At 60.6% G+C, this 23,459-nt stretch carries 31 protein-coding genes, 1 tRNA gene and 1 pseudogene; 25 read left to right on the plus strand and 8 right to left on the minus strand.

All coding sequences use genetic code 11. The features are described 5' to 3' along the window. The first annotated feature begins 89 nt into the window (after positions 1-89). The 14 genes from tdh to RCCGE510_RS11125 all read left to right on the plus strand — a co-directional run bounded on the left by tdh (position 90) and on the right by RCCGE510_RS11125 (position 11,065). Positions 90-1,127 carry an L-threonine 3-dehydrogenase gene (gene tdh, locus RCCGE510_RS11070; protein WP_037078342.1) on the plus strand — a complete coding sequence of 346 codons (1,038 nt, stop codon included), beginning with the start codon at positions 90-92 and terminating at the stop codon, positions 1,125-1,127. Between the two features lie 10 nt (positions 1,128-1,137). Beyond that, on the plus strand, positions 1,138-1,485 hold the full coding sequence (locus RCCGE510_RS11075) for a GFA family protein (protein WP_007629916.1): 348 nt from the start codon (positions 1,138-1,140) through the stop codon (positions 1,483-1,485). Between the two features lie 219 nt (positions 1,486-1,704). After that, a complete protein-coding gene (locus tag RCCGE510_RS34730; RefSeq protein ID WP_157179895.1) occupies positions 1,705-1,863 on the plus strand; it encodes a hypothetical protein in 159 nt (52 codons plus the stop codon). 88 nt (positions 1,864-1,951) lie between these two features. Beyond that, positions 1,952-4,009: an RNA polymerase sigma factor RpoD gene (gene rpoD, locus RCCGE510_RS11080; protein WP_007629918.1), complete on the plus strand. Its 2,058-nt coding sequence runs from the start codon at positions 1,952-1,954 to the stop codon at positions 4,007-4,009. Positions 4,010-4,314: 305 nt separating this feature from the next. Further along, complete coding sequence (locus RCCGE510_RS11085; protein WP_007629923.1) at positions 4,315-4,608, plus strand: GYD domain-containing protein; 294 nt, start codon at positions 4,315-4,317, stop codon at positions 4,606-4,608. A 178-nt stretch (positions 4,609-4,786) separates the two neighbouring features. Beyond that, entirely contained in the window at positions 4,787-5,533 is a 747-nt protein-coding gene (locus tag RCCGE510_RS11090; RefSeq protein ID WP_007629926.1) for a DUF930 domain-containing protein, read from the plus strand. A gap of 36 nt (positions 5,534-5,569) precedes the next feature. Beyond that, positions 5,570-6,697, plus strand: a complete 1,128-nt coding sequence (locus tag RCCGE510_RS11095; RefSeq protein ID WP_052029479.1) for a DUF930 domain-containing protein — start codon at positions 5,570-5,572, stop codon at positions 6,695-6,697. 100 nt (positions 6,698-6,797) lie between these two features. Continuing rightward, positions 6,798-6,959 (plus strand): hypothetical protein, encoded by a 162-nt coding sequence (locus RCCGE510_RS35155; RefSeq protein WP_007629930.1) that lies wholly within the window; start codon positions 6,798-6,800, stop codon positions 6,957-6,959. Next, positions 6,956-7,744: an APH(3') family aminoglycoside O-phosphotransferase gene (locus RCCGE510_RS11100; protein WP_037078345.1), complete on the plus strand. Its 789-nt coding sequence runs from the start codon at positions 6,956-6,958 to the stop codon at positions 7,742-7,744. Before RCCGE510_RS35155 ends, RCCGE510_RS11100 begins: the two co-directional genes overlap by 4 nt. Before the next feature lie 60 nt (positions 7,745-7,804). Further along, positions 7,805-8,608: an AraC family transcriptional regulator gene (locus RCCGE510_RS11105; protein ID WP_007629937.1), complete on the plus strand. Its 804-nt coding sequence runs from the start codon at positions 7,805-7,807 to the stop codon at positions 8,606-8,608. A gap of 79 nt (positions 8,609-8,687) precedes the next feature. Further along, a complete protein-coding gene (locus RCCGE510_RS11110) occupies positions 8,688-9,587 on the plus strand; it encodes a DMT family transporter (RefSeq protein ID WP_007629938.1) in 900 nt (299 codons plus the stop codon). A gap of 3 nt (positions 9,588-9,590) precedes the next feature. Next, positions 9,591-10,283, plus strand: a complete 693-nt coding sequence (locus RCCGE510_RS11115) for a phenylalanine--tRNA ligase beta subunit-related protein (RefSeq protein ID WP_007629939.1) — start codon at positions 9,591-9,593, stop codon at positions 10,281-10,283. Between the two features lie 79 nt (positions 10,284-10,362). Beyond that, entirely contained in the window at positions 10,363-10,761 is a 399-nt protein-coding gene (locus RCCGE510_RS11120; RefSeq protein WP_007629940.1) for a DUF427 domain-containing protein, read from the plus strand. Positions 10,762-10,831: 70 nt separating this feature from the next. After that, positions 10,832-11,065 carry a hypothetical protein gene (locus RCCGE510_RS11125; protein ID WP_007629944.1) on the plus strand — a complete coding sequence of 78 codons (234 nt, stop codon included), beginning with the start codon at positions 10,832-10,834 and terminating at the stop codon, positions 11,063-11,065. Between the two features lie 188 nt (positions 11,066-11,253). Here RCCGE510_RS11125 and RCCGE510_RS11130 read toward each other — a convergent pair whose 3' ends face one another. Continuing rightward, a complete protein-coding gene (locus RCCGE510_RS11130; protein WP_007629945.1) occupies positions 11,254-11,499 on the minus strand; it encodes a hypothetical protein in 246 nt (81 codons plus the stop codon). A gap of 132 nt (positions 11,500-11,631) precedes the next feature. Here RCCGE510_RS11130 and RCCGE510_RS11135 point away from each other — a divergent pair, with 132 nt between their 5' ends. The 7 genes from RCCGE510_RS11135 (at position 11,632) to RCCGE510_RS11165 (ending at position 16,346) form a co-directional block, all read left to right on the plus strand. Beyond that, positions 11,632-12,351, plus strand: coding sequence for a Crp/Fnr family transcriptional regulator (locus RCCGE510_RS11135; RefSeq protein ID WP_007629946.1), 720 nt, complete (start codon positions 11,632-11,634; stop codon positions 12,349-12,351). A 143-nt stretch (positions 12,352-12,494) separates the two neighbouring features. After that, a complete protein-coding gene (locus tag RCCGE510_RS11140; protein ID WP_007629947.1) occupies positions 12,495-13,715 on the plus strand; it encodes an MFS transporter in 1,221 nt (406 codons plus the stop codon). A gap of 77 nt (positions 13,716-13,792) precedes the next feature. Continuing rightward, complete coding sequence (locus RCCGE510_RS11145) at positions 13,793-14,389, plus strand: DUF922 domain-containing protein (protein ID WP_037078349.1); 597 nt, start codon at positions 13,793-13,795, stop codon at positions 14,387-14,389. A gap of 96 nt (positions 14,390-14,485) precedes the next feature. Next, positions 14,486-14,839 carry a DUF1428 family protein gene (locus RCCGE510_RS11150; protein WP_007629950.1) on the plus strand — a complete coding sequence of 118 codons (354 nt, stop codon included), beginning with the start codon at positions 14,486-14,488 and terminating at the stop codon, positions 14,837-14,839. A gap of 87 nt (positions 14,840-14,926) precedes the next feature. Next, entirely contained in the window at positions 14,927-15,349 is a 423-nt protein-coding gene (locus RCCGE510_RS11155; protein ID WP_007629954.1) for a secondary thiamine-phosphate synthase enzyme YjbQ, read from the plus strand. Between the two features lie 155 nt (positions 15,350-15,504). Beyond that, positions 15,505-15,810 carry a hypothetical protein gene (locus RCCGE510_RS11160; RefSeq protein ID WP_007629956.1) on the plus strand — a complete coding sequence of 102 codons (306 nt, stop codon included), beginning with the start codon at positions 15,505-15,507 and terminating at the stop codon, positions 15,808-15,810. Between the two features lie 176 nt (positions 15,811-15,986). Next, the gene (locus tag RCCGE510_RS11165) at positions 15,987-16,346 is read left to right on the plus strand and encodes a hypothetical protein (protein ID WP_007629959.1); all 360 of its coding nucleotides are present in this window, start codon (positions 15,987-15,989) and stop codon (positions 16,344-16,346) included. 104 nt (positions 16,347-16,450) lie between these two features. Here RCCGE510_RS11165 and RCCGE510_RS11170 read toward each other — a convergent pair whose 3' ends face one another. Both RCCGE510_RS11170 and RCCGE510_RS35160 read right to left on the minus strand, forming a co-directional pair. Further along, a complete protein-coding gene (locus RCCGE510_RS11170; protein WP_007629960.1) occupies positions 16,451-17,191 on the minus strand; it encodes an SIMPL domain-containing protein in 741 nt (246 codons plus the stop codon). A 554-nt stretch (positions 17,192-17,745) separates the two neighbouring features. Further along, entirely contained in the window at positions 17,746-17,892 is a 147-nt protein-coding gene (locus RCCGE510_RS35160; protein ID WP_007629961.1) for a hypothetical protein, read from the minus strand. 245 nt (positions 17,893-18,137) lie between these two features. Between RCCGE510_RS35160 and RCCGE510_RS35560 the strand changes: the two genes are divergently transcribed. Further along, complete coding sequence (locus RCCGE510_RS35560; RefSeq protein ID WP_081525708.1) at positions 18,138-18,329, plus strand: hypothetical protein; 192 nt, start codon at positions 18,138-18,140, stop codon at positions 18,327-18,329. Positions 18,330-18,350: 21 nt separating this feature from the next. On the opposite strand, the gene RCCGE510_RS35565 is transcribed toward RCCGE510_RS35560, so the two are convergent. Together RCCGE510_RS35565 and RCCGE510_RS11180 are read right to left on the minus strand one after the other, a co-directional pair. Then, positions 18,351-18,545 carry a hypothetical protein gene (locus RCCGE510_RS35565; RefSeq protein ID WP_081525710.1) on the minus strand — a complete coding sequence of 65 codons (195 nt, stop codon included), beginning with the start codon at positions 18,543-18,545 and terminating at the stop codon, positions 18,351-18,353. A 333-nt stretch (positions 18,546-18,878) separates the two neighbouring features. Further along, entirely contained in the window at positions 18,879-19,088 is a 210-nt protein-coding gene (locus tag RCCGE510_RS11180; protein WP_007629962.1) for a hypothetical protein, read from the minus strand. A gap of 1,029 nt (positions 19,089-20,117) precedes the next feature. On the opposite strand from RCCGE510_RS11180, the gene RCCGE510_RS11190 reads away from it, so the two are divergent. Next, complete coding sequence (locus tag RCCGE510_RS11190) at positions 20,118-20,819, plus strand: alpha/beta hydrolase (protein WP_037078355.1); 702 nt, start codon at positions 20,118-20,120, stop codon at positions 20,817-20,819. 168 nt (positions 20,820-20,987) lie between these two features. Next, positions 20,988-21,371: a RidA family protein gene (locus RCCGE510_RS11195; RefSeq protein ID WP_007629970.1), complete on the plus strand. Its 384-nt coding sequence runs from the start codon at positions 20,988-20,990 to the stop codon at positions 21,369-21,371. 127 nt (positions 21,372-21,498) lie between these two features. On the opposite strand, the gene RCCGE510_RS11200 is transcribed toward RCCGE510_RS11195, so the two are convergent. The 3 genes and pseudogenes from RCCGE510_RS11200 to RCCGE510_RS11205 all read right to left on the minus strand — a co-directional run bounded on the left by RCCGE510_RS11200 (position 21,499) and on the right by RCCGE510_RS11205 (position 22,786). After that, the gene (locus tag RCCGE510_RS11200; protein WP_037078358.1) at positions 21,499-22,131 is read right to left on the minus strand and encodes a hypothetical protein; all 633 of its coding nucleotides are present in this window, start codon (positions 22,129-22,131) and stop codon (positions 21,499-21,501) included. 435 nt (positions 22,132-22,566) lie between these two features. After that, a pseudogene (locus tag RCCGE510_RS36055) lies at positions 22,567-22,705 on the minus strand (oxidoreductase); the annotation flags it as partial. 5 nt (positions 22,706-22,710) lie between these two features. Next, positions 22,711-22,786: transfer RNA gene (locus RCCGE510_RS11205), tRNA-Ile, on the minus strand. Between the two features lie 199 nt (positions 22,787-22,985). On the opposite strand from RCCGE510_RS11205, the gene RCCGE510_RS11210 reads away from it, so the two are divergent. Next, the gene (locus RCCGE510_RS11210) at positions 22,986-23,354 is read left to right on the plus strand and encodes a response regulator (RefSeq protein ID WP_007629976.1); all 369 of its coding nucleotides are present in this window, start codon (positions 22,986-22,988) and stop codon (positions 23,352-23,354) included. The last annotated feature ends 105 nt before the right edge of the window (positions 23,355-23,459 follow it).

Below are 23,459 nucleotides of genomic sequence, written 5' to 3' on the forward strand. Positions count from 1 at the left end.
CTCTGCTTGCCCCCTTCGCCCCGCCTGCGGGGAGAAGGGGCCGGCAGGCGATGAGGGGCGGAAACAGGCACTGACCAAGGGATACAGATATGTCGAATATGATGAAGGCGCTGGTCAAGTCGAAGCCGGAAGTCGGTCTCTGGATGGAGAACGTGCCGGTGCCGGAGGTCGGGCCGAACGATGTGCTGATCCGGGTGAAGAAATCGGCGATCTGCGGCACGGACGTCCATATCTGGAACTGGGACCAGTGGGCGCAGAAAACCATTCCGGTGCCGATGGTCGTCGGCCATGAATTTTCCGGCGAGATCGCCGAGATCGGTTCGGCGGTCACCCGCTATCATGTCGGCGAGCGCGTTTCCGGCGAGGGCCACATCGTATGCGGCAAATGCCGCAACTGCCGGGCGGGTAGGGGGCACCTCTGCCGCAACACGCTCGGCGTCGGCGTCAACCGGCCGGGTTCGTTCGGCGAGTTCGTCTGCATTCCCGAAAGCAATGTCGTGGCGATCCCGGAGGATATTTCCGACGAAATCGCCGCGATCTTCGATCCGTTCGGCAATGCGGTGCACACCGCGCTTTCCTTCGACCTCGTCGGCGAGGATGTGCTGGTTACCGGCGCCGGGCCGATCGGCATCATGGGTGCGCTCGTCGCGAAACGGTCCGGTGCCCGCAAGGTGGTGATCACCGATATCAATCCGCAGCGGCTGGCGCTGGCGCACAAACTCGGCATCGACCACGTTGTCAACGCATCGAGCGAGAATCTGGCCGACGTGATGAAGGCGATCGGCATGACCGAGGGTTTCGATGTCGGGCTCGAAATGTCGGGCGCCGCACCCGCCTTTCGTGACATGATCGACAAGATGAACAATGGCGGCAAGATCGCCATTCTCGGCATTGCGCCGGCCGGTTTCGAGATCGACTGGAACAAGGTGATCTTCAAGATGCTCAATCTCAAGGGCATCTATGGCCGCGAAATGTTCGAGACCTGGTACAAGATGATCGCCTTCGTCCAGGGTGGTCTCGACCTTGCGCCGATCATCACCCACCGCATCAAGATCGACGAGTTTCGCGACGGCTTCGAGGCGATGCGATCAGGTAACTCCGGCAAAGTTGTCATGGACTGGATGTAAGGAGAACGACATGCTCTATGAAGGAAGCTGCCATTGCGGCAAGGTCGCTTTCGAGGTCGAAGGTGAATTCACCGAGGCTCTCGACTGCAATTGTTCGCTTTGCCGCAGACGGGGCGGGCTTCTTGCTTTCGTGCCGCGTGAGAAGCTGGTGCTGAAGACGCCCGAAGCCAACCTTTCGACCTATACTTTCAACGGGCATGTCATCCGGCATCATTTCTGCGCGAAGTGCGGCATCGCACCGTTTGGCGAAGGCGTAGCCCCGGATGGCTCGGCCATGGCTTCGATCAATCTGCGCTGCATTCCCGCGGTCGATCTCGGCGCTCTGAAGGTGACGGCCTATGACGGCGCGTCACGTTAGCCAATATCCTTGGGTAAAACGTGCGTATTCCGTCGATGCAACTGAAAAACGGCAGAAACGATGGGTGCGGTGAGCAAAATATTTGCTGCCCTTGTCTTTTGTTCGCCGCATCTTAAATAAGGCTTCGCAATCGCTGCCGCGGTTCAAAGCCTGTGGATAAGGCTTTTTCCGATATTTCGTGAGCTTTTTTTGTGGAAAAGCTTGACGAGAGCAAAAAATGTGGGAATCACCGTTCGACTTGTTGAAACGGTGAACTGGGTCAAGGCGGATCGCGCAACCATGGCCGGAAATCCAGAAGCAGAAAAGCTTTGCTGTCCGGTGCCGGCGATCGTGGTTAATCAGGCTTTAAATGTCATCCCGTTAGGTGGGCAATGGTGATTCGAGGGCGGCGCGAGCGACGCGTCCGGCCCTGAGACGGCCCATTACCGCAGCGAGATTGGATAGCGTCAGGAAGGCGACGATATAAATGGCAACCAAGGTCAAAGAGAACGAAGACGCGGAAGTCGAACGCGACGGCGCAACCGACGGCCCTCTTCTCGATCTTTCCGACGACGCGGTCAAGAAGATGATCAAGGCCGCCAAGAAGCGCGGCTATGTGACGATGGACGAGCTCAATGCTGTCCTGCCGTCCGAGGAAGTGACGTCCGAGCAGATCGAAGACACGATGTCGATGCTTTCGGACATGGGCATCAACGTCATCGAGGACGAAGAGGCCGAGGAAGCCGGTGCTTCCGGCGGCGGCGATGAAGACGACGCCAGTTCCGACGAGGAGAGCGAGGGCGGCGAACTCGCGCCTTCGAGCGGCACGGCGCTCGCAGCCGCCAAGAAGAAAGAACCGACCGACCGTACCGATGATCCGGTGCGCATGTACCTGCGCGAGATGGGCTCGGTGGAGCTTTTGTCCCGCGAAGGCGAAATCGCCATCGCCAAGCGCATCGAGGCCGGCCGCGAGACGATGATCGCGGGCCTCTGCGAAAGCCCGCTGACCTTCCAGGCGCTGATCATCTGGCGCGACGAACTCAACGAAGGCACCACGCTGCTGCGCGAGATCATCGATCTCGAAACGACCTATTCCGGTCCTGAAGCCAAGGCTGCGCCGCAGTTCCAGAGCCCCGAGAAGATCGAGGCCGACCGCAAGGCTGCCGAGGAAAAGGAAAAGACCCGCCGCGCCCGCTCCGGTGACGACGACATCACCGATGTCGGCGGCGAAGGCCTACCTCCCGAGGAGGAGGAAGAGGACGAGGACGAATCCAACCTTTCGCTGGCGGCGATGGAAGCCGAGCTTCGCCCGCAGGTGATGGAGACGCTGGATACGATCGCCGAGACCTACAAGAAGCTGCGCAAGCTGCAGGACCAGCAGGTCGAACAGCGCCTGTCGGCATCCGGCACGCTGTCCACCGCCCAGGAGCGCCGCTACAAGGAACTGAAGGACGAGCTGATTAAGGCCGTCAAGTCGCTGTCGTTGAACCAGAACCGCATCGACGCCCTGGTCGAGCAGCTTTACGACATCAACAAGCGCCTCGTTTCCAACGAAGGCCGCCTGCTGCGTCTGGCCGAATCCTACGGCGTCAAGCGCGATAGTTTCCTGGAACAGTATCAGGGCGCCGAGCTTGATCCGAACTGGATGAAGTCGATCGGCAATCTGGCGGCGCGCGGCTGGAAGGAATTCGCCAGGGGCGAAAACACGACGATCCGCGACATCCGCCAGGAGATCCAGAATCTGGCGACCGAAACCGGTATCTCGATCTCGGAATTCCGTCGCATCGTGCATATGGTGCAGAAGGGCGAGCGCGAAGCGCGCATCGCCAAGAAGGAAATGGTCGAAGCAAACCTTCGCCTCGTCATCTCCATCGCCAAGAAATATACGAACCGCGGCCTGCAGTTCCTCGACCTTATTCAGGAAGGCAATATCGGCCTGATGAAGGCGGTCGATAAGTTCGAATACCGCCGCGGCTACAAGTTCTCGACCTATGCGACATGGTGGATCCGCCAGGCGATCACCCGTTCGATCGCCGACCAGGCTCGCACGATCCGCATTCCGGTGCACATGATCGAGACGATCAACAAGATCGTCCGCACATCGCGCCAGATGCTGCACGAGATCGGTCGCGAGCCGACGCCGGAAGAACTGGCCGAAAAGCTCGCCATGCCGCTCGAAAAGGTCCGCAAGGTCCTGAAGATCGCCAAGGAGCCGATCTCGCTCGAAACCCCGGTGGGCGACGAAGAGGATTCGCATCTCGGCGATTTCATCGAGGACAAGAATGCGCTGCTGCCGATCGACGCCGCCATCCAGGCGAATCTGCGCGAGACGACGACCCGCGTTCTCGCCTCGCTGACGCCGCGCGAAGAACGTGTCCTGCGCATGCGCTTCGGCATCGGCATGAATACCGACCACACGCTTGAAGAAGTCGGCCAGCAGTTCTCGGTCACCCGCGAACGTATCCGCCAGATCGAAGCGAAGGCGCTGCGCAAGCTGAAGCACCCGAGCCGCTCGAGAAAGCTGCGCTCTTTCCTGGACAGCTGAGGGGCGACAAGATCTCTACGATTGCGAAAGCCGGGCCTCATGCCCGGCTTTTGATTTTGTGATTAGTACCAATGATCGCAGCGGCTTTCTTGTCGCTCCTTGGTGACAGGCCTATAATCCGGCCACGGGAAGGGATCGACCGCCACGCGAGCGAGGCCGACGCATATCTGCGGCCCTCCCCAAGATCCGGATGATTTCAGGCCCGACCGGCCTCAATCTGAATCTGGGTCTCCATCAAAGAATAGAGCATGAAGCCGTCCGAAAACCGCTCGCACTTTTCGGTGTCATGCTCGGGGAGGTGCGACATGACCACTTACATTCTTTTGATCGATTGGACGGATCAGGGCGTCCGCAATGTTCGCGACTCGGCAAAGCGGCTCGATGCGGCGAAGAAGTTGCTCGCTGGCGTCGGCGGCTCCTTCAACCAGTTCTTCCTGACGATGGGCGGGCATGACATGGTTGCCGTCTGCGAAGCGCCCGATGACGCGGTGATGGCGCATTTTACCCTGTCGCTGGCCATGGGCGGCAACGTCCGCACCGAGACGTTGAAGGCATTTCCGGAAGCGGCTTATCGGGATCTCATCGGCTCCCTCGGCTGAATACAATTATAGATTGTTTATTTTGTGTATTGCCGAGCTTCGGCTGTGCTGGCAGTGTCGTGGCGTGCTTCAATTTCCGCGGTAGGGCTCCCGGCCCGATTTTTCGGCAAGCTTCATGATGAAAGCGCTCCTCAGTTTGATGATTTCCGCCGACCGTCCGACAGCCGCTTGCTGACCGATGGAACTGGCGGCGGACAGATGGGATGACGGGATCCGGCGTGGCGCCGCTGCGTCGTTTGCACTGCATGCCGCAGCGCTGCTGCTACTCCTGCTGTTGTTGCCGAAGCCCGAGCCGCCGCCATTGCCCGATGACGGTCTCTCGGTGGAGATCGTGCCGCAACCCGTGGATTCGTTGAAAACGCCCGAGCTCGTCAAATTGCACGGGCTGGCGCCTTCGCCGGAGCAAGCAAAGCCAGAAGCCGCAGCGCCCGAAACCGAGCGGGCTGCTCCGGATGCGAATAATCCGTCTGTTGCAGCTATGCCGTCTGTGGCACCAATCGCTCCGCCGGCGCCAAAGCCGGCTGAATTCGTCGCGGCAAGCCGGCTGTTTTCCGACAAGGTTCTTGCCGATCCCCGCAGCCGGCGCGCCCGCGAGGCGCTGCGGGGCCTAGCCGGCAGCGAGCGCAATCTGCAGCTTTGCGACCTCGAGGCCCTGGAGCAGGTGCGCCGCGTACGGCCGGATATGCGGCCCGATACGCTTGCGCCCTATGCGATGACGCCGGAGAAGGTCAGCGGCGACAGCGTCGAGGTGAGGGGCGGCGCCTTCCGCAGCAAAGGCAAGTGGTACAATGTCCAATTCAAATGCGGGCTCGATGCCGGCTCCGGCAAGGTCACGTCCTTCGCCTTTCTCGTCGGAGATGCCATTCCGCAAGCCGAATGGCAGGCGCATAATCTGGTGCCGGACGATGGGGCCGCCGACCAATGACTTCAGTCGCTGCTGCGATCACGCGGTTTTTTTCTTTTGTGGCTTGATGCTGCCCGCTTTAAAGGCCACATCGCTGCTGTGACAGAAGAAGACGTTGTACCGGCGGAAACGCAGCACGAAACGAGAAAACAGCGGCCTGAAATTCGCTGGGGTGTCGTCGCGTCCGTTGTTGCGCACATTCCCGTCGTTGCTCTTCTGATTTTCGGGCTGCCGAAGATCAAGCCGAAGCCTGCCGAAGACGAGAGCGTGAAGGTGGAACTTGTTCCGCCGCCGGAGGAGAAGAAGCCGGAGCCCAAACCCGAGGAAAAACCACCGGAGCCGAAGCTGAAGCTGCCGGAGGAGGCCAAGAAGCAGCCACCACCACCTCCTCCTCCTCCTCCGCCGCCGCCTCCACCGCCTCCGCCGGAAGCCACAAAGCCTCAGCCCGAATCCCCGAGACAGTTGTCCGCTACTCGTCCGGTCTTTGAATTTGGAGACAAGAATACCGGACGGACGAAGTCAGACATAGGAAACTCCTCGCAGGGTGAGGCAAGCCCGACACCTGTCCCTCCGCCGTCGACGGAGACCCAGATGCAGCCTGAGCCTGCCGAGAGTGCCGCACAGAAGCCTCAGCCGAGCGAGCAGCTTCCCGGCAATCCGGTTCCGAAGGACGTGAATTTACCTGAGCTCGCTGCAGTGGATAGTCATCCGGAGCGAAATGCGCCTGCTGCCGCGACTACGGCGCGGACGAGCTTCGAACCAGAGAATCCCTCGGAGACAAAAAAGCCGACGCAGCAGAAAGACGAGGCGCCAAAGGATCAACTGCCCCAAGTAAAGACGCTGTTTTCACAGACTGTCAGCGATGATTCCGTTGCCCAAACGGCATTGGGGAATACGCCGCGCGGCCAACGCATGAACGATTTATGTAGGACCGAGCTGAAGCAGCAAATCGAACACATATCGCCGAAATATCGAGATCCTGAAATTCCTAGCTATCGACCTTTTACCAACGAAACGATCATTCAAGTGATGGAGACGGGACGGTTCAGGACGAACGGCAATTGGTACAGCATACAGTATGAATGTGCGGTTGATACCGACGCCACAAAGATTCTGTCGTTTGCCTTTAAATTCGGCGGATTGATTCCTCGCAGCCAATACGCGAAGTACAAGATACGTGAGTAGTCGACATGAAATGCGTGCTGCTGTGTAGCCAGCCACGCGCAAGGAACCGCACCTAGCCTTTTCTCATGGCCGTGATGGTACGGTGAGGAAGGACAATGATATGTCGAACGAGATCGAGCGTTTTCTTGAGCGTCAGGACGAAGCCGTGAGCGCGCTTTTTCTGGAAAACAAGGGCGACGAGCTGACCGATATTCTGGTGGCGGCTCTGGAAGAGGCGTTCGAAATCCTCCTCGAAGCCGCGCCTGCCGGCACCATTCATTGACATTTTCTGGAGGATTGCCGGCTGGATCTCTTGAGGCACGGCTGTCCGGCTACCGGTTCGAACGCGATACGCTCGGCCGTTCCACCGCGAGCGTCTTCCGGCTCGAAGGCGAGGGGCTGCCGGTTCTTTACCTGAAGGTCGAGGAGGCGGGGCCATTCGGCGAGCTTGCCGATGAAGCGGCGCGGCTCAGTTGGCTGAAAGCCTCCGGCCTGCCGTGTCCCGATGTGATCGCCCGGGAAAGCGACGGCGGTCGCAACCGGCTGCTGATCAACGCGCTGCCCGGTACCGATCTCGCCAGCGCATCGGCGCTGACGCCGCTGGCGCGGGTCGAACTGTTGGCGGCAGCACTTTCCCGTCTCCATCGCCTGCCGATTTCCTCCTGCCCCTTCGATCACCGGCTGGAGAGCCGTATTGCGGCGGCCAAGGCACGGATGCAGGCCGGCATCGTCGACGAGACCGATTTCGGTGAGACGCGGCTTGGGAAAAGTGCCGAGGCGCTGTTTGCCGAGCTTGAAAGCAGAAGGCTGGGCCGCGAGGATCTTGTCGTCACTCATGGCGACGCCTGTCTGCCGAATTTCATCGCCTCGGCAGAAGGATTCTCTGGCTATATCGATTGCAGCCGCCTCGGCGTCGCCGACCGCTATCAGGATATTGCGCTCGCCTGCCGCAGCATCGGCTATAATTTCGGCGAGGCGCTGGTGCAGCGTTTCCTCGATCGTTACGGCATGGCGGCGCCGGATCCGGCCAGGCTCGATTATTATCAGCTGCTCGACGAGTTCTTCTAGCCATTGCCCCATCTCCATCCGGCTGGCAGAGTGCCCGGCGATCGGACCTGCGGACAGACGATGGCGAAAAACCAGTTCAGGATGTTGCGCTCGGCGCTGACCGGCGTCGAAGCGGTGGAAGCGGAAACGCATCACAGTTTTTCCAGGCACACGCATGAGCAGTTCGGCATCGGCCTCGTTTCATCAGGGGCACAGAAATCGCTGAGCGGCCGCGGCGTGGTGGAGGCAGAGGCTGGCGACATCATCACGGTCAATCCGAACGAGGTGCATGACGGCGCGCCGATCGGTCAGCGGCGGTCCTGGCGCATCCTCTATTTCGATCCCGAGATCGTCGCCGGACTGTCGCGAGAGATCAGCGACGGCGGGGCAGGGCGATCGGAAATCCCCTATCCCGTTATCCGCAATGCGGCGATCGCCGCCCGCTTCGAAGCTTTGTTTGGTGCGGTGACTGGGGGCGAGGCTGCCGACGGGCTGCTTAGAGAGCAGCTGCTTCTGCAGCTCGTCGCCGATGTCATGCGCGAGCGCGGCAGCGACGAGCGGCCGACGGTGCCGGCCTCGATCCGCGCGGCGCAGGAGCTGATCGATGACGATCCGCTTGTCGCCGTCTCGCTAACCGACCTTTCGCGGGAAAGCGGGCTCAGCCGCTTCCAGGTGCTGCGCGGTTTTGCCAAGGCGACGGGATTGACGCCGCATGCCTATCTCGTCCAAGCCCGCATTCATATAGCCCGGCGGCTGATCGCTCAGGGCATGCCGCTTGCGGAAGCCGCCCTCGCCAGCGGCTTTGCCGATCAGAGCCACATGACGCGTGTCTTCGTGCGCAAATATGGTCTGTCGCCCAGCCTCTATGCCGGCGGCTTTCTCTAAAGATCCGGCGCCTGCAATTTCGTTCAAGACCCAAACATGCCCCTGCTGTTTTCTCGGCGCTTCCAACCGGAGGCGTTGAATGTCGAGACAGGTTCAAGGGTATTTCTATCTGTCGCTGGCCATGCTGACGGTGGGAAGTACGGTGATCGCCAGCAAGCTGATTGCGTCCGGCCTGCCGCCGTTTGCCGCCACGGCGTTGCGTTTCGCGCTGGCTTTTCCCGTCTTGCTGGTGGCAATGCGGGTGATCGGCGTGCGGCTGCCGAAGCTCTCCCGGGAAGATTGCCTCATCCTCATCGTTCAGGCCGGGGCCGGCAGCGTCGGTTATACGACGCTGCTGATCTCAGGCCTCAGCCTGACTTCGGCTGCCGATGCCGGCGTGATCATCGGCACCCTGCCGGTGGTGTCGGCGGCGATCTCCATCATCCTGCTTGGCGAACGGCCGAAGCCTGCTCTGCTTGTTGCCGTGGCGCTGGCGACGGCGGGGGTGTTTTCGATCGCCTTCAGCCCGGATGCTTCAGGCGGATCATTCTCCGGCAATGCGCTGATCTTCTGCGCCGTGATCTGCGAGGGTCTGTTCATTCTGCTGAACAAAAGGCTGAAGACGGAGATCCCGCCGCTTGCGCAGTCGACGCTGATGGCCGGCATCGGTTTCATCGTCGCCGTCATCCCGGCGGCTTTCGAGGCGCCTCTCGCACAGGGCATTTCGGCAAGCGCTGCCGTTGCCGTTGTCTATTATGCACTGGTGCCGACCGTCGGCGGCTTCCTGCTGTGGTATGCGGGTGCCGAAAGGGTGAGTGGCACGGAAGCTGCGCTCTTCACGGCGCTGGCTCCGGTTTCCGCGGTCATGCTGGCTTTCCTTGTCCTTGGCGAGCCGGTCTGGCTCAACCAGATTGTTGGCATTGGCTGCGTGTTGGCGGCCGTGCTCGGGCTTGCCGTTGCCGGCAGCCGAATCGGTGTGAAGTTGGTTTCAGGGAGATAGGCCATGCAGTTCAGTCATTCCGATGCGATATGGCAAGCGTTTCCGGAGCTTCGCGCCGGCGCGCTTCATGTAGAAGGCATCCATGCGGATGCCGATGTCGAGGCCGCGATCGTCCGCTTCAGCGCCATTGCCGAGGCGCGGCTGGCCGAGATGCAGGAGGGCGAATTTCCTGAGATCCAGGCGTGGCGGCGCGGCTTTTCCCGCATGGGGCTGAAGCCGACGCAATATCGCTCAGCGCCCGAAGCGTTGCTGCGCCGCTTCCGTCAGGAGCACGCGCTGCCACGCCTGCATCCGCTGATCGATCTCTGCAATGCGATCTCGCTTTCCTTCGCCATTCCGATTGCCGTCTTCGACAGCGACAAGATTGCTGGCGATCTCGAGGTCCGGCGGGCCGGGGGCCATGAGACCTATCTGACCTTCGGCGGCGAAATCGAGCATCCGGAACCGAACGAGGTGATCTTCGCAGACCGCGAGGAGCGGGCGCATGCACGGCGGTGGACGAACCGGCAGAGCGGGCTTTCGGCGGTGCGGCCGACGACGCGCTCGGTACTGATCGTTGCCGAGGCCCTGCATGCCGGCGCCGGCGAGGATATCGGCAGGTTGATCGCAACAGTCGCGGATATGCTTGCAGCTCACTGGCCAGCGGCGCCGGAAACGGCGCTGCTGACCCCAGCGTCGCCGCGGTTTGAATTCTAGATCTTGGCGTTTCAGGCCTTGGACGGGCGGCATTCCCACCCTATCTCCACGGCATCGATCTTTGCCGGAGGCGAACCGCATGCCAGATACATCGATCAAGATCCCGGGGCCTGACCATCCGATCACCATCGAGCACAATCCCTGCCGCGTCGTCGTCACACTCGGCGGCAAGGTGATTGCCGATAGCCGCGATGCGCTGACGCTGCACGAGGCCTCCTATCCGCCGGTGCAGTATATTCCGCGTCGGGATGTCGACATGGCGCAGCTTCAGCGCACCGACCATGCCAGCCATTGCCCCTATAAGGGCGATGCTTCCTATTTCAGCATCATTGCCGGCGGCGAGCGCTCGAAGAATGCCGTTTGGACCTACGAGGCGCCGAATGCGGCGGTCAGCAGCATCAAGGACCATCTCGCCTTCTATCCCGACCGGGTCGACGGCATCGAGGAAATGGCCTCTCCGGAGGCCGGCACCTTCTGACGGTGGCAGTTCCTTCGGTGGAACATCTGTGCGAGCAGGCCGTTAGGTTGATCTAGCGGGGGGATGTATCGTGCCGAAATTCTACTTTCAGCTCCTTGATCGTGACGGTGTCGGGGCGACCGAGACGGGATATGAATTCGAAACCATCGAGGCTGCCAAGGCAGAGGCGCGCCGCGTGCTTGCGGAGATGGCGGCCGAAGGCCTGCCGGCTGCACCTTTGAATATGCTGTCGGTAGAACTCTTCGACGAAAGCCGGCGGCCGCTTGCGGAGATCCGGCTTATTCTCGAGGAAATCGCAAAATAGCCGTGGCCGGCATGCCGCCTCCAATCTTAGCCAGAGCAATGACGCGACTATGTCAAATTTAATTGCCGGCTATGAAGGCGGGTCCTAATGCATGTCGCGACATGCATAAAACAAAAGAGTTGAAGCGCGTCGCGGCGGCCGAGTCGGATTGATGCGGAGGATCGGCGGCAAGCCTTGAACGGCCGCCACTATCGCAGCACGTCGAGCCATTCATTGTTGAAGACGAGGCTGGCAACCGTAACCGGGTCGCCGCTTTCGTTGCGAACGGTGACGGCGATGATGGCGCGGTCGCCCGCAGGCAGTTCGTCACGGGCGACATCCAGCAGGATGCGGGTCACCTCTTTCGGAATGTCCTCACGCGATCGGAGTTCGGTGCCGTGCTCATCGCGTGTGGGACCTTCGCCATTATGCAGATCGAAAAAGTAGCGAGCCATGTTCTTTCCTGTGCGTCACAGGGGGGGAAATTACAGATGAAGACAATTGTTCCCGAGGCCAGGCATTGATTCCTATAGAAAATACAGCTCGCACCCTCGTGATCCCCTCTTGCGAAATCGGCGGACAAGCCCGTGATTGAAGCCCTGCTGCTCAACCTTGGAAGCCGGGATGTGCTATCGGCGGAGGAAGAAAACCTTCTCCGGTCGATCCTGGTCAAGGACCGGTCCTTCGCTGCCGGAGAGGATATCGTCCTCGAAGGCAGCCGCCCGCCCTACAGCACGCTGCTGCTCGATGGTTTTGCGGCGCGTTACAAGGTGATGGCCGATGGCAGCCGCCAGATCACTGCGCTGCATGTCGCCGGTGATTTCGTCGACCTGCATGCCTTTCCGGTCAAGAAGATGGATCACGGTATCGTTGCGCTGTCGGCCTGTCATGTCGTCTTCGCCGATCATGCCGATCTCAGGGCAATCACCGAGCGTATGCCGCATCTCACCCGGCTTCTCTGGCTCGATACGCTGGTCGATGGTGCCATTCACCGGGAGTGGATCGTCGCCATGGGCCGGCGCTCCAAACGCGCCCATATCGCCCACCTCGTCTGCGAGCTTTTCGTGCGGCTGCAGGTCGTCAAACGGACGCGGGGCGATAGCTTCCAGTTTCCGTTGACGCAGATCGAGATGGCCGACGTGCTCGGCGTTTCCGTTGTCCATCTGAACAAGACGCTGCAGGCGCTGAGGCGCGAGGGCGTTTTCACCTGGGAGAACCGGACGATCACCATCGTCGATTGGGAGCGCCTGCAGGAAATCGCCGAATTCGACCCCGCCTATCTGAATATCTTCAAGGAGCCGCGCTGATTCCAGACACGCAATGCCAGCCGACACGACATCATATCAGCGCGTTGCAATTGACAAACCGCTCATTGGAGCAGAACACCGTTCCGCCCCTCCCAGAACTCGAATGAAGGCTGGCGCAGCCGCGGCCGGCCGGTGACATTGCAATGGACATATCCCAAGGCCCGCGGAGCGTTCTTCGCCACCCAGGCTATCTGAATTTCGCTGCCTCCCGCGTCTTTTCCTCGCTTGCCTTCCAGTCGATCGGCATTGCCATGGGCTGGATGATCTATGACCAGACGCACAGCGCTTTTGCGCTCGGCCTTGTCGGTCTCTGCCAGTTCCTGCCGATGGCGCTGCTGACCTTCGTCGTCGGCCATGTCGCCGACCGGTTCGACCGGCGGCGCATCGGCCTCATTTGCCAGTTGATCGAGGCGGTGACGGCGCTGGTGCTGGCGGTGGCCACCTGGCAGCAATGGCTGACGCCGGCCGGCATCCTTGCCGCCGTTACCGTGCTCGGCGCCGTCGTCGCCTTCGAGCGGCCGACCATGGCGGCCCTGCTACCGAACATCGTGCCGGCCTCGATGGTGCAGAAGGCGGTCGCAACCTCCACTTCGCTAATGCAGACGGCGCTGATCATCGGCCCGTCGCTCGGCGGCCTGCTTTACGGGCTGAACCCGGTGGCGCCCTTTGCTTCTGCCGCGCTGCTTTTTGCGGTCGCAAGCTTCAACGTCATCTCGATCCGCATGCAATGGGCGCCTGCCAAGCGCGAGCCGGTGACGCTTGCCTCGGTCTTTGCCGGCGTCTCCTTCATCCGTAGCCGGCCGGTAATGCTCGGCACGATCTCGCTCGATCTTTTCGCGGTGCTGCTCGGCGGTGCGACCGCGCTGCTGCCGATGTTTGCCAGCGATATCCTGCATGCCGGCCCATGGGGACTGGGCTTCCTGCGCGCCGCACCGGCGGTCGGCGCGCTCGCCATGTCGATCGTGCTTGCCCGCCGGCCGCTCGAAAGCAATGTCGGCCGCAAGATGCTGGCCGCCGTTGCGGTATTCGGCGTCGCCACCATCGTCTTTTCGCTCTCCACCAATATCGCGCTTTCCGTGCTGGCGCTGCTGGTCATCGGGGCCTCCGATACGGTGAGCGTCGTCGTGCGCAGTTCGCTGGTGCAGCTTCTGACGCCGGACGAGATGCGTGGCCGCGTCAGCGCCGTCAACTCGCTGTTCATCGGCACCTCCAACCAGCTCGGCGAATTCGAATCCGGCATGATGGCGGCAGCCCTCGGACCGGTCGCCACCGGCATCGTCGGCGGGCTCGGCACTGTTCTCGTCGTGCTTCTGTGGATGCGCCTCTTCCCCGATCTCACCAGGGTCAAGACGCTGCAGGGGTAATGCATGCATGGTGCGTTGAAAGCAGCGGCGGCTCCCGTTAGGGTCCGCGCAAATCATTATTCGGCGGGGGGCCGCGCGTGACGATAAGCTTTCTAACCTATGCAATGGCGGCGGTTTTCGCCTTTGCACCGGCCGCGGCACGGGCCGAATGGCAGGCGCTCGAAGAGGTGCGGCCCTATTCGATATCGGGCAAAACAGGCGCGGAGCTCTACGAATCGATCGGGGCGCGGGGGCCTGAAGCCGGCACGAGCCGGGCGATCGCGCATACGACGTTCAAGCTGACCTGGACCCGGAAATACGAACCGCAGGGCAATGCCTGTGTCATCACCACCAACCGGCCGAAGCTCATCATCACCTATACACTGCCGAAGCCATCGGCTGCGCTGCCGCCTGCGGTCGAAGGCAGCTGGAATGCCTTCATTGCGGGTGTGCACGCCCATGAGCGGGTGCATGGCGACACCATCAAGGCAATGGTCAAGGAAATCGAGGCGATGAGCATCGGCCTGACGGTTGCCGACGACCCCGCCTGCAAGAAGATCCGGATCGAGCTGACGCGCCGGCTCGGCGAGATCTCCCAAAGACAGCGCCAGAGCGGCCGCGATTTCGACAAGATCGAACTCGGCGACGGCGGAAATATCCAGCAGCTCATCCTCAAGCTGGTCAATGGGCCGTGATGGCCTGAAAGAGGCCGCCCGACACTTCCTCCCTGGATCTGCCCGGCCGGTCTCCTATTTCTCCCGTCAGCGTGAGATAGATCGAGGAGGCGCGCAATGTCCTATGTCGATGGTTTCATCGTGGCGGTGCCGAAGGAGAATATCGACGCCTATAAGAAATTCTCGGCCTTCGCCGGCTCGATCTGGAAGGAATATGGCGCGCTCGAATATGTCGAATGCATCGGCGACGACGTGCCCTATGGCACGCTGACCTCCTTTCCCCGCGCCGTGCAGGCCAAGGACGACGAGGTGGTGGTGTTTTCCTGGATCGTCTATCACTCGCGGCAGGAGCGCGACGATATCAATGCCAAGGTGATGGCCGATCCCCGGCTCAAGGACGACCAATGGCAGATGCCGTTCGACGGCAAGCGGATGATCTATGGCGGCTTCGAGACGCTGCTCAAGCTCTGACCGGTACTCCCGGTTTCGAGGCATGCATTGACTTGGCTGCAACGGCGCGCCAACTCGCGGGGATGTCATCCGAGCCGGGAGAGCGCCTTGCCCCAGAAGATCCTCACATTAGCCACACGTGGCCAGGGCCTTTACGAATTCACCGACCAGGCGGAGGCCTTCGTCCACGCGTCCGGGCAGGCGGAGGGGCTTCTCACAGTCTTCGTGCGGCACACCTCCTGTTCGCTGCTGATTCAGGAAAATGCCGATCCCGACGTACAAACCGATCTTCTCGCCTTCTTCCGCCGCCTGGTGCCGCCGGCCTCCGATGCCGCGATGGGCTGGGTCGTGCACCGGGCCGAGGGGCCGGACGACATGCCGGCGCATATCAAGGCGGCGCTGACGCAGGTTTCGATCGGCATTCCTGTCGCGAGGGCGACGCTGATGCTCGGCACCTGGCAGGGGCTTTATCTGTTCGAACATCGAGACCGGCCGCACCGGCGAGAAATCGTCCTGCATTTGAGCAGTTGAAGGATTAATCCTTCTGAATGAGAAGTGAATGCCTGGTTCGAACGCCGTTCAGTTTGCAGCGTCTACTGTCGAGACAATCCCTGAAGGGAGAGTTCAAGCATGTCGCGCGATAGCGACATGCGCAAAGACGAAGAACAACTTGACGGAGACAGCCCATGACGCATTTCCTCGCCAAAGCCTCGCTTGCCGCATTGCTCGCCCTCAGCGCCATTCCGGTCACCGCTTCCACCGCGGCAGCCGCAGGGCCGCAGACGAGCCTCGTCGTCGAAGCGCAATACCATCGTCCGATCCGCGGTTGCTCGCCGATGCACGCGGTGCGCAAGGCGCGCGAGTTCGGCCTGCGCGATGCCCGCATCACCCGCATGTCGAAGCGCGTCGTCGTCGTTGCCGGGCGTGAGCGTCGCGGCTGGGACAGGATCACCTTCGCGAATGTCCGCGGTTGCCCGCTGATCCGGCGCTGAGGACAGCGGCCGGAGGCGCCGAAGCGGCGCTTCCGGCCGTTTTGCCTTGACGGCGACACTTTCAGCCGTTTCTTCTCTAACCCGTATGGGTGATTCCCCAATGACGCTTCGGCGGCATGCGGTGTAATAGGGCGGGCGGCTCGGCCGCACCGACTTTGAAACGAAAGGTTTTTTCGATGATGCAGTTTTTGGCAAAGGCGGGTCTTGCCGCCATGCTGACAGCCGGCACTCTTGCCGGCACGGTGGCGCCTGCCGCCGCCCAGTTGAATATCATTATCGGCGATCAGGATCGTGATCAGCCGCGGGATTACCGCCGTCCGCCGCCCGGCTACGATCGGCCGCCTGCGGGCTACGACCGCCGGCCGCGCGGGTGCGATCCGCGTCTCGCTGAAAATATGGCTCGCGATTTCGGCTTCCGCCGCGCCCGCGTCGTCGACGTAACGCCGCGCCGCGTGATCGTACAGGGCTGGACGCGTCGCGGCCCCGACGAGATGAGCTTCGCCAACGTCCGCGGCTGCCCCGCTCTGCGTCGCTGATCTTTGGATCTTGCCGCCCCTGCTTGGATCGGCAATGGCTGCCTGCTTTTTCTGAAAATGATTTCCAGCGCCGCGCGTCAAAAAGATGCGCGGCGCTGTTATGTTTACTGCTCGATGGCAAAAGTCACGGTGACGCTGACATTATAATTGTTCTCGCCGCCCTGAACGGGAACGGCAGCGTCGGAAGCTTCCTTCATCATCGTGGCACGATAGACTGGCTGCGGCATTGAGCGGGGCACGTTTTCGTTGATCTCGATGATGCGGCCGAGCTTGACGCCGGCCGCTTCGCTGAGCGTCTTCGCCTTCTTGACGGCTTCAGTGACGGCATTCTTGCGCGCTTGTTCGAGGGCTGCTTCCGGCTTGTCGTTGGTGAACTGGATGTCGCCGCCCTGGTTGATGCCGAGGGTGACTGACTGGTCGATCACCTGGCCGAGCTTGGCGAGATCGCGCAGTCGGACGGTGACCGAATTGATGGTCTGGTAGCCGATCAGCTGCGGCTGCTGTTGCTGGCCATCGACCGGCTGCGGATAGTTGTATTGCGGCTGGATGGAAAAGCCGGAGGTCTGCAGATCGCGCTCGGCGATGCCGCCGTCCTTCAGCGCCTTAAGCACCTCGTTCATCGCCCTGTTGTTCTCGTCGAGCGCTTCGCGGGCGGTTTTCGCCTGCTTGACGACCGCGAGATTGACGACCGCCATATCGGGAGCCACGGCCGATTCGCCATCGCCCGTCACCGAAATCACCGCCTCGCGCGGCTTTGCCTCCTGCGCCAATACAGGCGCTGCGCTGCCAAGCGGCAGAGCCAGAAGAGCAGTCATCAGAAGTGTCTTGGAAAGAATCGGCGCCATGTTTCATTCCCTAGTTGTCGTTTCCCGGAGCCACTTTCTGTCGGTTGATTGTGAAGCTATTGCGGCGGAAGGGAACGACGGAGGCGCATCGGGAGAAAAATGTGGGGGATGCGGGCGTGGAACTCGAATCCGTTCAGCGGTCGGCTGCAACTTCGGCTCAACAGGGAGTGAAAGAGAGGGCGTGCTGTGGCGAGTAACGGAGAGGGTGTGCCGTGGTCGCCCCCCTCTGCCCTGCCCGGCATCTCCCCCACAGGTGGGGAGATCAGCTAGACGCACGGGTTTCCCCAAACAATTGGCGTCGCAGACCGACGAAACGGAAGAGAGGTAGGAAGGCCTAGCCACTTGCCTATCTCCCCACCTGTGGGGGAGATGCCCGGCAGGGCAGAGGGGGGCGGCCACGGCACACCCTCTCCATCCTGGGCACAGTTTTCACCGGCTTGGTCTGGATTCCTACGGGTTCGCAGGCGCCGAAGGCCGGCCTGTCGATTGGTCCTAGTTCCGGAAGGAATTGCCTACTTCTTGATCAGAAGCCGTTGACGGCTTCGCGACGCGCTTTACGCGCCGAAATCATCCATAAACGACGGATGGATCGCAGGCTTGCGCTCTTCGCGCGCGTCGCGAAAACGCTGGGGAACCGCACCGAGACCGTTGACGAAACGGGTCAGGAGATTGCGGTTGAAAAGTTTATGCAGGGCACTCATGGCAGTTCACTCATTCTTTTTTTTGTTAGTCGGCAGCATATATTTTGCCCAAGCTGCCACCGCAATGGGCAATTTTACATGACAGTTATGCGACAGTGCATGGCTAGGGGCGAAAGGTGATCACATTGGCGTTAGAAGAGGCGGCCTGGGGCAGTCGATCTCACAAATTCTCGCCGGTTCTCGCCGTGTCGTGGTAGATTGCGCCCTTGGGCTTAAAGCCTGGCCCCTCCGAAGGAGAAGCTCAGATGTACCGATTTTTCGCATTAATCGCGGCCGGAACCCTGATTGGCCTCGCCACGATCACTTCGGCCTGCACTTCATCCGGAAGCCTTGACCAGACTTCGTCGATCGGCGGCTATTACCGCGAGGAACTGCCGCTCAACCCGGCCTGCGGGGGTGGGTTCAGGCCTAGCGACGGGCGTTCTTGTAGTTATTAGAAAAGAGTCCTAAGCACGCTGCTAATAGCTGCACGGACGATCATTGCCGAATCCATCACGGCAGGCGGGCCGGAGGGCAAAATCAGCGCTCGAAGAAGTGTACCCGACCGAGCCCGTCTGCACCGAGTCATTTGTGCTCGTGGTGCAGGACGATGCCGACATGGAGATGATGAAGACGGCTGTCATGGCTGCCGATAGTTTGCGAGTCTGTAGCATCGAACCCCCTCACTGCCCAAAGCGTGTCGGTGTAAGGCTGGCAAGTAGGGCGGATGAGGCGTCCCGATAACTGTCGTTGTCGATCAAGATTTCGTTATTTGTCAAACCGTCGTCAGCTTCACCCGAGGGCTCTTCCTAACCCGGAAAGCCTGTTGGGGAGTTGACACTTGCACAATGAATCACGGAGCCTGATCGGTGAAAGGGGAGCCGTTAGCTCTCCAAATAGCCACTCTGAGAAACTCCCGCCGCCGACGATAGTCGGTTTTCCGGCTTGGGCCGTGCCGCAATGGACATCACCGCTTTGGACGCCTGCTTGGCGTCCAAAATTATCACTCAGTGAAGCCCTTGCAGTCTGTTCCGCCGCTCCGCCAGCAGTTCGTTTTGAACCAAATTCCTGGCATTGTCCGAAAGACCGTTCGGCCCGAACAGACCAAGTTCGGTAAACCGCGCTTCGATTTCCTTAGGAAGGCTGTCCGCTTCGTGTTGGCAAAGGCGCACAAGCCACTTCCATTCGTCGCTAGTCATATCCCTGTGCACGACCATGAATTGCTACCCCTCCCGAGAACAACGACATCCATTAATAAGTACCACAACTTCTATCGAAAGGCAGGGGGCTCGACGATCGGGATGATCATCCGCGTAACAATCCGCGAAGCACGGCATCAACGCGAAGTTTCCGATCATTCGCGGTAAGTCTCCGCCAGCCGATAGTCGGCAAACCGTGGCGCCTACTTCTTATCGCAGTCTCACCGGACGATCACACGAACTCACTTCTTACGCCTGCTCAGGCGTAGGCAGAAAATCAGCGCGCCCGATCCGGAGCGCTGAGGGGCGTGAGCGATCGATGTAGCTTGAACAAACTCGCGCAAACCCTCACTATCGCTCCGCGTCGGGAGCGGTGGTGAGCGCGACATGAGGAAACAACGTCAAGCTGAACTAGCTGACATCGGTACGGTTCGTTCCCATGTCGGGGGCTGGTCGATATCGACGGCTGGAATGTTGAGCACCTGTCGCGGACTGCATTTCGACGTCAGGGACGTGACGCACGGCGTCGAAATGATAGGGCCAGCCTGTGATCACCACGCCGTCCTCGTCGCGCTCGGATACTCAAGGCAGTTCCGTTTTCACACGAACGTGGCGTCACGCGAGGTCTCGTGCCGGGCAGGGGACCTTATCGTCGTGCCTTCTGGAAGTCCCTCTAGGTTTGGTGGCGCGATCCCGGCAATCCTTCGGAATGGAATCGATCCGGAGCAGCTAAGCGCCAGTTGATGGGCGCCGAGATTATGGTGATACAGGCCAGCCACCTGCCAATGCTTTCGCAGCCCGACGCGGTTGCGACGTTCATCGACAATGCGGCTGCGTCCTTCGGCTGAAAATTCGGCCAAAGGCTGAAGGCAGAGGCATAAATCGTCATCCCGTCCTTGCTTCGCCCTGGCGGCGATACGATGGGCTGCGTGCGCTTACATGCAGTTTGACCCAGCGCGTCAGGCTCGGTCACAGAAGCTTCGAGAGAAGCCGTTGGCTCGCTTGCCCCCAACGGAAACATTAACCCAACCAGAAAGGGACATCACAATGACTACCTCCACGAAACCTACTATCGTGTTCTGTCATGGAATCTGGGCCGACGGCTCATGCTTCAGCAAGGTCATTCCCGCGCTGCAGGCGGACGGGCACGAGGTCATCGCCGTCCAGTACGGTCTGGACTCCTACGAGGAAGACATCGCCACGGTCAAACGGACGCTCAATCGTGTCGGAAGCCCGGTGATCCTCGTCGGACATTCCTATGGCGGTGCGACGATCACGGCCGCCGGCAACGACGATCGGGTCGTCGGTCTGGTCTTCGTCGCCGCTGTCGCTCCAGACACCGGGGAAACGGTCCAGGATCAGCTCGACAAGTTTCCGTCGGACATCTTCAACCATGTCGAGGCAGCAGACAACCGCGCCTGGATGCTGCCGAGCGGAGTAGAATTCTTCGCTGGAGATTTGCCGGAGGCGGAGCGGAAGCTTGTCTGGGCCACCCACTACGCCCCTGTCGCCGATCTTTTCCACCAGCAGAAGCTCGGGCCCAGCGAGATTGCGTGGAAGTCCAAGCCGAGCTGGTACGTGCTCGCAACGCAGGACCACACGGTTCATCCTGATCTTCAGCGCTGGGTGTCCAAGCGTATGAACGCAACGGTGATCGAAGTGGAGAGTAGCCACGTGCCGATGCTTTCCCAGCCCGACGTGGTCATCGACGTGATCCGGAAGGCTGCGGCAGCGACCCAGAGCCGCTGACCGGTTCGATCCTGTTCTACATTAAAGAGTTAGAGCATGATGTCATAAGAAAACGCTCACACTTTTCGGCATCATGCAATGGAGAGGCCGTCGCAAGACCACCTTGAACCCGTTCCGATCGGCGACGTCGATCGGAACGGTTCAAGTTATTTAAATTGAGGACGCATCATGCAGATACGACACAACCCGGCCGGCCGCGAGCCCGCCACATACACGCATGGCATCGAGGTTGGCGGAGAGGGTCGAACTCTCTACATCAGCGGGCAGATAGGGATCGACGCCGACGGCAACATTCCAAAAGATATCGAAGCCCAATCGAACGCGGTCTTCGACAATCTGAAAGCGGTTCTACACGAGGCTGGCATGACCTTTGAGCACTTGGTCAAAACAACGGTGTTCTTGACCGATCGCGACTATTTCCGAACATTCGCCGCCGTTCGCCAAGCTCATCTCGGGTCCGCCAAGCCTGCGTCCACATTGGTGATCGTGTCGGGGCTGGTGCATCCGGACCTCCTCGTCGAAGTCGAGGCTATCGCCACAGCGAATTCTTGATCTCCCGTCTGGGGGCCATCTGTTATGTGCGGCTGGCCATCGACAAGTCGTCGGCAGCGCCCACGGCCTCCCCAACGGATGACTTGAATTTCGGGCAGATCCGGCACGGGGAGGGACGGCAACAGCCTTACCGCAGCAGGCCGTCGATATCGAACTCTTCCCAGCCCCGCAGCTCTGCGGCTGCAACATCAGACTGCCCTTTGGACTTGGTCGGCGCCGCGGCCGCCTTCTTCAGCGAACGGGTCAGCTTGGCTCTGTATGCAGCCTGCCGCCTGTTCTGCGCCCTTGCGGCAATGTCCTCTTCGCGCCATTCCTCGACTACGGCTCGGTCGAGCAGGTCTTCCACGATACGGGGATCGAAGACATGGAAGGTGATCCGTCTCGCACGACCGCTCAGCCTCACCGTGCGTGTTCCCGCGCTCGGAAGACGGCCGTCCTTCAGCCAGCGATGCCGTTCGCTTGCAGAAATGCCAAGGATGTCCTGAATTTCTCGCGGAATGACCGGCAGGCTCTCGATACCTTCCAGGGCCTTGGTGACAGTGGCGGTCGTCAAGGCGAACTTGTCCTCGCAGTCTTCTGCCATTCCCAGGGTTAGCGCCATGCCGTTCACATCGAGCGATTTCCGTACGTCTAAAGGCAGACCAGCTCTGACTTCCAATAGAATGCCTTTGGCACGGACGTTGGATCCGAACGTAGCCGCAGGCCATAGCGCCCACGTCTCGACCAGTGCGGGGGCGACGATGATTTTCTGTTTTGGCATATGGCCTAGATGGGTTTGACGCCGCTCTTGGTCAACAACGAGGAATGGCCTTCGTTCCGAAGGCGACGAACGCGGTTCAAAGCTTTACCTGCCGGGTTCATCCGACACAGCGCAATAAAAAAGGCCGGGGCGAAATCGCACCGACCTTCTCAACATCGTTCATCACACCAGTGCCAGTACATCCGTGGTCAAGGGTAGGGGAACAACTTCGGCTATCGCGAACGCTCTCGTGGAGCACTCACCAGCAATGCCGATGCAGGATATGTAGCCGTTGATTGTGTTCGTTTCAAGTCCACAGCGAGAAGTTCAGTGAAACAGGCCGCCTCTCTCCCAGTTCGCATGGAAGAGGAGCGCCATATCGCCATTCCGGCGGCTTGCGCTGTTTTTTCCGCGCGAACTCGCCCGCGGTGCCCGCGCTCAATGTGAAGATGGTACCCTCACATTGGTAGCGAAGTTCTCGTCGATGTGCTCGGCGGTGATCTTGTCGAGCGGGAGCGGACTTCCTGCCCCCCATTGGCGAAGACGACGTCAACGTCCCGCGCTCGCTCTTAACCGCCGAGTAAAGCCGGTCGAGAAAAATGGTGGGCCCGGAGGGACTCGAACCCCCAACCAAGCGGTTATGAGCCGCCGGCTCTAACCATTGAGCTACAGGCCCTTGACGCCGGAGGCCGGCGCCTGGATGCCGGGGCAATGGCTCCCGCAGCATCGGTTCGCTCTAACGCAAATTGCAGGGAGCCACAAGCGGAGAGCGCAAGCATCTGTGGACGATGCATATTTCATAGGCGCCGCTACTGGAACCTTCTCGCGCGGGCGACAATTACTGAGATTGGATTCGATGAAGAGGGCGATCGCAGATGGTGGCGTTGAACAGTGCCGTGGTGCTTATCGTCGAGGACGAACCGCTGATCCGGTTCACTGTCCTCGATGTGCTTGAAGATATCGGCCATGTGGCGCTGGAGGCGGCGAATGCCGATGAGGCGCTGGTGGTGCTCAAAGGGCGGCAGGATATCGATATCCTGTTCACCGATGTCAACATGGCCGGCTCCATGGACGGGATCCAGCTTGCCAAGCGGGTGAGGGCGATGCGGCCGAATATCGGCATCATCATCACCTCGGGCATGGTGCGGCTGGACCCGATGGCGCTGCCAGCCAACACCGCCTTCCTGCCGAAGCCCTATATGCACGACGCGCTGATCTCGACAATCGCTTCGTTGATGACGTGACTGGATTTCCTGGTGATATGAATTCCCCATGACACGACTTCCCATGACACGAATGGGGCGCGCAGCCGCAAAACGGGGACTGTTTTTGCGGCTGCGCGCGAGGCG

Origin of the sequence: Rhizobium sp. CCGE 510 (assembly GCF_000292525.1) — a bacterium.
Classification (GTDB): domain Bacteria; phylum Pseudomonadota; class Alphaproteobacteria; order Rhizobiales; family Rhizobiaceae; genus Rhizobium.

Bases quoted from the DNA above. Each gene is read 5' to 3' on its own strand.
- RCCGE510_RS11165 (WP_007629959.1), top strand. From the start codon at position 15,987: ATGATGCAGTTTTTGGCAAAGGCGGGTCTTGCCGCCATGCTGACAGCC.
- RCCGE510_RS11085 (WP_007629923.1), top strand. From the start codon at position 4,315: ATGACCACTTACATTCTTTTGATCGATTGGACGGATCAGGGCGTCCGC.
- RCCGE510_RS11210 (WP_007629976.1), top strand. From the start codon at position 22,986: ATGGTGGCGTTGAACAGTGCCGTGGTGCTTATCGTCGAGGACGAACCG.
- RCCGE510_RS11170 (WP_007629960.1), bottom strand. From the start codon at position 17,191: ATGGCGCCGATTCTTTCCAAGACACTTCTGATGACTGCTCTTCTGGCT.
- RCCGE510_RS11120 (WP_007629940.1), top strand. From the start codon at position 10,363: ATGCCAGATACATCGATCAAGATCCCGGGGCCTGACCATCCGATCACC.
- RCCGE510_RS35565 (WP_081525710.1), bottom strand. From the start codon at position 18,545: ATGCTACAGACTCGCAAACTATCGGCAGCCATGACAGCCGTCTTCATC.
- RCCGE510_RS11110 (WP_007629938.1), top strand. From the start codon at position 8,688: ATGTCGAGACAGGTTCAAGGGTATTTCTATCTGTCGCTGGCCATGCTG.
- RCCGE510_RS11150 (WP_007629950.1), top strand. From the start codon at position 14,486: ATGTCCTATGTCGATGGTTTCATCGTGGCGGTGCCGAAGGAGAATATC.
- RCCGE510_RS11200 (WP_037078358.1), bottom strand. From the start codon at position 22,131: ATGCCAAAACAGAAAATCATCGTCGCCCCCGCACTGGTCGAGACGTGG.
- RCCGE510_RS11160 (WP_007629956.1), top strand. From the start codon at position 15,505: ATGACGCATTTCCTCGCCAAAGCCTCGCTTGCCGCATTGCTCGCCCTC.
- RCCGE510_RS11180 (WP_007629962.1), bottom strand. From the start codon at position 19,088: ATGGTCGTGCACAGGGATATGACTAGCGACGAATGGAAGTGGCTTGTG.
- RCCGE510_RS11105 (WP_007629937.1), top strand. From the start codon at position 7,805: ATGGCGAAAAACCAGTTCAGGATGTTGCGCTCGGCGCTGACCGGCGTC.
- RCCGE510_RS11130 (WP_007629945.1), bottom strand. From the start codon at position 11,499: ATGGCTCGCTACTTTTTCGATCTGCATAATGGCGAAGGTCCCACACGC.
- RCCGE510_RS35560 (WP_081525708.1), top strand. From the start codon at position 18,138: ATGTACCGATTTTTCGCATTAATCGCGGCCGGAACCCTGATTGGCCTC.
- rpoD (WP_007629918.1), top strand. From the start codon at position 1,952: ATGGCAACCAAGGTCAAAGAGAACGAAGACGCGGAAGTCGAACGCGAC.
- RCCGE510_RS35160 (WP_007629961.1), bottom strand. From the start codon at position 17,892: ATGAGTGCCCTGCATAAACTTTTCAACCGCAATCTCCTGACCCGTTTC.
- RCCGE510_RS11090 (WP_007629926.1), top strand. From the start codon at position 4,787: ATGGAACTGGCGGCGGACAGATGGGATGACGGGATCCGGCGTGGCGCC.
- RCCGE510_RS11195 (WP_007629970.1), top strand. From the start codon at position 20,988: ATGCAGATACGACACAACCCGGCCGGCCGCGAGCCCGCCACATACACG.
- RCCGE510_RS11115 (WP_007629939.1), top strand. From the start codon at position 9,591: ATGCAGTTCAGTCATTCCGATGCGATATGGCAAGCGTTTCCGGAGCTT.
- RCCGE510_RS35155 (WP_007629930.1), top strand. From the start codon at position 6,798: ATGTCGAACGAGATCGAGCGTTTTCTTGAGCGTCAGGACGAAGCCGTG.
- tdh (WP_037078342.1), top strand. From the start codon at position 90: ATGTCGAATATGATGAAGGCGCTGGTCAAGTCGAAGCCGGAAGTCGGT.
- RCCGE510_RS11190 (WP_037078355.1), top strand. From the start codon at position 20,118: ATGACTACCTCCACGAAACCTACTATCGTGTTCTGTCATGGAATCTGG.
- RCCGE510_RS11075 (WP_007629916.1), top strand. From the start codon at position 1,138: ATGCTCTATGAAGGAAGCTGCCATTGCGGCAAGGTCGCTTTCGAGGTC.
- RCCGE510_RS11140 (WP_007629947.1), top strand. From the start codon at position 12,495: ATGGACATATCCCAAGGCCCGCGGAGCGTTCTTCGCCACCCAGGCTAT.